This window comes from Gluconobacter potus (assembly GCF_015244705.1).
GTDB classification, from domain to species: domain Bacteria; phylum Pseudomonadota; class Alphaproteobacteria; order Acetobacterales; family Acetobacteraceae; genus Gluconobacter; species Gluconobacter potus.
The window spans coordinates 1-4,049 of the sequence record NZ_JABCQF010000038.1; the positions used below are offsets into that span (position 1 = coordinate 1).

Consider the following 4,049-nt stretch of genomic DNA (forward strand, 5'->3'; position numbering starts at 1 on the left):
ATACGGACCAACTGATGCATGATGGTTTCCTTCACTGACATTCAACTCCTCAGCATCCTCTCAGGACCACAGGGAGCCGTCCACACCATCAGTTCTCAGTGAAAATCAACACCGATGTATCAGATCGCCTTCGAGACCGGGCTGTTCGCGACGCTCGTTCCTTGGCTGATACTCAATCACCGGGGCCTGAGCATCCTGATCCACCCGAATACGCGTTCTCCGCGCCGGGATCACATCAGCGACGGACTCTGGCTCGGGCAGCGTCGCGCCTTGCTGCCGAAGCGGCTACCGGAAGACTCGCCGAAGGCGGACGACGCAGGGGCTCCGAATACTGAACCGGCGGGTACGGCGCTGATCTGACGCCAGCCCAAAGCCAGGAGCGTGGCGGCGTTCTATTGGTTGCTTTGGTTGTCATGGTTTCCTATATTGCCATCACGAAGAGGACTCTGCCAGGAGGCGACAGGATGCCCACGACACCCGGTTCGGAAACACGCACCCGCGTTGCGGGAAGCCATACGAGAACCCGACTTCTCGGCGTGGGCAGCATCGTGACGGTGCCGGCCGGCCTGGAACTGGCTGCACGCAAGACAGCTCGAACGCGCGGACGTGCCAGCGCGAAGCCACAGGTGCTGGAATACGAGGTTCGGCCGCAAGCCGGTCGCTCTCCCTCCCGCGAGACCGCAACAGATGCCTATGCGGTCGGCCCATGGGGACTTGCCCTGTTACGCGGGAAACAGATCAGGGACGACGATCTTCGCCGTGCCGGTGGCGCCTATACGCTCGATCAGGTCAGGGAACTGCTCAGAGTCACCCGCCAGGCCATCGAGAAGAAAGTCCGCGAACAGGCGATCCTGGCGGTTCCGGGACCGAGCGGCGAGCGGCGCTATCCGGTCGCGCAGTTCACTGGGGATGGGGTCGTGTCGGGCCTGAAGCCGGTGCTCGCCGCCCTGCCAAGCGAAAGCGCATGGTTCCGTCTGAATTTCCTGGTTACGCCGCTCGCACAACTCGACGGGCAGACACCGATCGAAGCGCTGGGCGCTGGCAAGACCGAAGCGGTTGTGGAAGCCGCGCAGTCCATCGGCGTCCAGGGCGGTTGACCGCGTGCCGAACCAGCCCTGGCCGCCGGGAGACCTCGCCTCCCGGCAACCCCGCTGGCGCATTCTGCCCGCGGGCCATCCCCTGCATCGTTTTCACTCCCGCGCTCATGATCCGATTTATTTCGACCGTTCGCGCTCCGGGCGTCTCAACGCGCCGGACGGCTCTCATGGCGTTCTGTACACGGCGGAACAGCAGGCCGGCGCGTTCGCGGAGACGTTCCTGCGCGCGCCAGGCCGCACGCTGCTGCCGATCAATCTCATCGCCGCCAAGGCCTGCACCATACTGAGCGCCAATCGGGAACTGCGGCTGGTGGAGCTGCATGGCCCCGGACTGGCTGTGCTCGGCGCCACGGCGGAGGTCACATCATCCGGCCTGCCGTACGATCTGCCACACGCCTGGTCGAAAGCCGTTCACGACGCATGGTCCGATGCCGACGGCATCAGCTACCGCGCCCGCCATGACAACGATCAGATCTGTTTCGCCCTTTTCGACCGGACGGAGAGCGCGATTGCGATCGCCTCCCAGAGCGACAATCTCGATGCGGACTGGTTCTATGAACTGATGGAGATCTATGGCGTGGGACTGACGAACTGACCGGCAAGGTTTCAAATCCCGAGTCCCCGCTTCCGTCCGAAAGTCCAGTCCACCGCTCCACCCGGCGACAGGGTGCCGGAAACCTGCCGTCCGAGCTTCTGCTCCAGCGCCGGGCGCCACGGCACGAGCTGGAACCCCAGCCCATCGTCGACCATCGCAAACCGACCCGAGGACAGGTTGACCCGCTGGCGATAAACCCCCGAGACAATCTCGTCTTCCTTCGCGGGCCGGTGTTGCAGACCAGTCTGCGCCGCCAATCTGGCGGCCGCCTGATCGAGATCACGCTGGCGCAGGGTGCCGAGCAGGTCGGGTGCGAACACCACGCGCTCGCCCTGCCGCCGGGCCAGCCCCTCGGAGGCGAGATGATCGATCCGCTGCGCCCTCGCCTCGCGGACCTCGGCCCCGAAGCCCGCATTGGCCAGCGCCGAATCTTTGGCGAGCAACTGGCGATCGAGCCAGGTCGCGCCGGGCGCCGTCACCTGCTCGGCCAGCGTGAAATCCGAGCGCGTGGCGAGCGACAGGCGCTGCGTGCCCTTGGCATCCTCCCAGGTGCGGGTCTCGACGATCGCGCCCGGCTTCGCATCGCCGGTCAGATCCAGATCGGGGAAGCGGAGATGATGCGTGCGCCCGTCGGTGCCGGCGATCACCGCGTAGCCCGAACCCTTCAGTTCGTCGTCTAGCCCGCGCTCGACCAGCCGGCCAACGATCGGATCGGCCAGCTTCTCACCGTGGATCGCGAAACCCGCGATGTCGGGCTCTGTCCCACCGCCGGACATGGCGCGGTGCATGGTTTTGATGATGTCGCCCCGGATGGAAAGATCGCGCAGCGTCGCCTCCAGCCCCGGCTTGAGGGTCCAGCGGGCCACCCCGACCGGTTCGGCAAGACCAAGCCCTTCCAGCTTGCTCGCCCGGCCCACCAGCAGGCGGCGCAGTTCCGGGTCTTCAGCACCCGCGCCCGGTTGCAGATCGACGATGCCGCCGCGCTCGTCGTTGATGTCCTGCAACGCGCGATCGAGACTGGTCCAGCGGTCAGCGCCGATCTCGGTTTCCAGCGCGGTGCGGATTTCCTGTTCACTGCGCGGGCCAAGTTCCAACGTCACCCGTTCGGCGGCGCGGTCGCGCAGGCCCTGGCTGATATAAGCGCGGCTGATGACCAGATCCTTGCCGTCGTCGGCCACGCCGCGCACCAGGATGTGGACATGCGGATTGTCAGTGTTCCAGTGATCCACCCCGACCCAGTCCAGCTTGGTGCCGAGGTCGCGCTCCATGTCCTGCATCAACTCCCGCGCGAAGCCCCGCAGATCCTCCATCCGTGCTGCGTCCTCGGGCGAGACGATGAAGCGAAAATGGTGACGGTCGTCTTCGCAGCGTTCCGCGAAGGCCTTGCTGTCCGCCTCATCAGACCCGACATCGAACAGATGGGCCCTGGCCCCGTCGCGAGTGACGCCCTCGCGCCTGAGATAGGCGATGTGCCGGGCGAGTGGTGCTGACCGAAACCGCGCACCCTGCTGGCGGACGACCCGCGCCTTGACCACGACCCGACGGGCATTGCTGCGCAACCGCATGGAGAGTGCCGCACGCCGGCCGCGCCCGAAACGGGAACCGCCACCGCCTCCCCTGCCCTTCGCTCCTAACCGGGTGCCGGTATGACCGGCCTTCTTCGCGGCACGCATGACCTCGCCGACGAAGGATTTCGGTCGTGCGCCCTGGTTGCCGTGCTGGATGCGTCCGGGCCGGACAGTCAGGCTGTCATCGCGCGTCGCCATGGCCCGCTCCCCGCTTCGATGTGCGCCTGACGGGCCCGGATCGTTGAAAAGATTAGGAAAAATGGACGAAGAGCCGCAGGCGGTGCATGGTGAGAGGACAAATTCTCCAATCAAACCAACCACATGCAGCCCCGAACGGGCGCTGCTTTTACCTTGCCGTCCTTCCCTCCGTTGCCTATCTCCCCCCAGCACCCCATCCCCAAGGCACCCATAGCCCGCCAGAGCCCGATGGGCCGGAACGGGGATCATCGGCGCGCCTCCCCATGTCCTGACGCGATGAACAGACCTGCCGATTGCGGTACGAGTGCCGTCCAGTCTGTCATTCGGGAACCAGATGAACGTGCCGGGTCGTACGCACTGCCGACAGGCCGGGACGCATCGCCCGTACGCAGGAACGACGCCGGAAAGAGGGAAGAAGTCTGCCAGGATGGTGCCAGCGGAGCGCCGATCGCGATGTTATCGGGAAGCGAAAGAGCCAGCTGTGAGTGCTGGTTGTAATCTCCCCAAATGTGCTGGTTGAAAATTCCCCAGTTTGAGGACTGTGCGTGATCGTCATGGGGGCATGCCCCCATGACGATCACGCGGCACATT

General features: G+C 65.2%; 4 protein-coding genes and 1 pseudogene. 3 read left to right on the plus strand and 2 right to left on the minus strand.

All coding sequences use genetic code 11. The annotated features are described in order from the left end of the window. Positions 1 to 114 precede the first annotated feature (114 nt). From HKD31_RS15710 to HKD31_RS15720, 3 genes are all read left to right on the plus strand, one after another. Positions 115 to 360 (plus strand): DOPA 4,5-dioxygenase family protein, encoded by a 246-nt coding sequence (locus tag HKD31_RS15710; RefSeq protein WP_370543935.1) that lies wholly within the window; start codon positions 115 to 117, stop codon positions 358 to 360. 104 nt (positions 361 to 464) lie between these two features. After that, entirely contained in the window at positions 465 to 1,097 is a 633-nt protein-coding gene (locus HKD31_RS15715; RefSeq protein ID WP_019086936.1) for a hypothetical protein, read from the plus strand. Between the two features lie 4 nt (positions 1,098 to 1,101). Continuing rightward, entirely contained in the window at positions 1,102 to 1,692 is a 591-nt protein-coding gene (locus HKD31_RS15720; RefSeq protein ID WP_019086935.1) for an RES family NAD+ phosphorylase, read from the plus strand. A gap of 11 nt (positions 1,693 to 1,703) precedes the next feature. On the opposite strand, the gene HKD31_RS15725 is transcribed toward HKD31_RS15720, so the two are convergent. Together HKD31_RS15725 and HKD31_RS16195 are read right to left on the minus strand one after the other, a co-directional pair. Then, complete coding sequence (locus HKD31_RS15725) at positions 1,704 to 3,458, minus strand: relaxase/mobilization nuclease domain-containing protein (RefSeq protein WP_034930448.1); 1,755 nt, start codon at positions 3,456 to 3,458, stop codon at positions 1,704 to 1,706. A 245-nt stretch (positions 3,459 to 3,703) separates the two neighbouring features. Next, positions 3,704 to 4,049, minus strand: a pseudogene (locus HKD31_RS16195) (hypothetical protein); the annotation flags it as partial.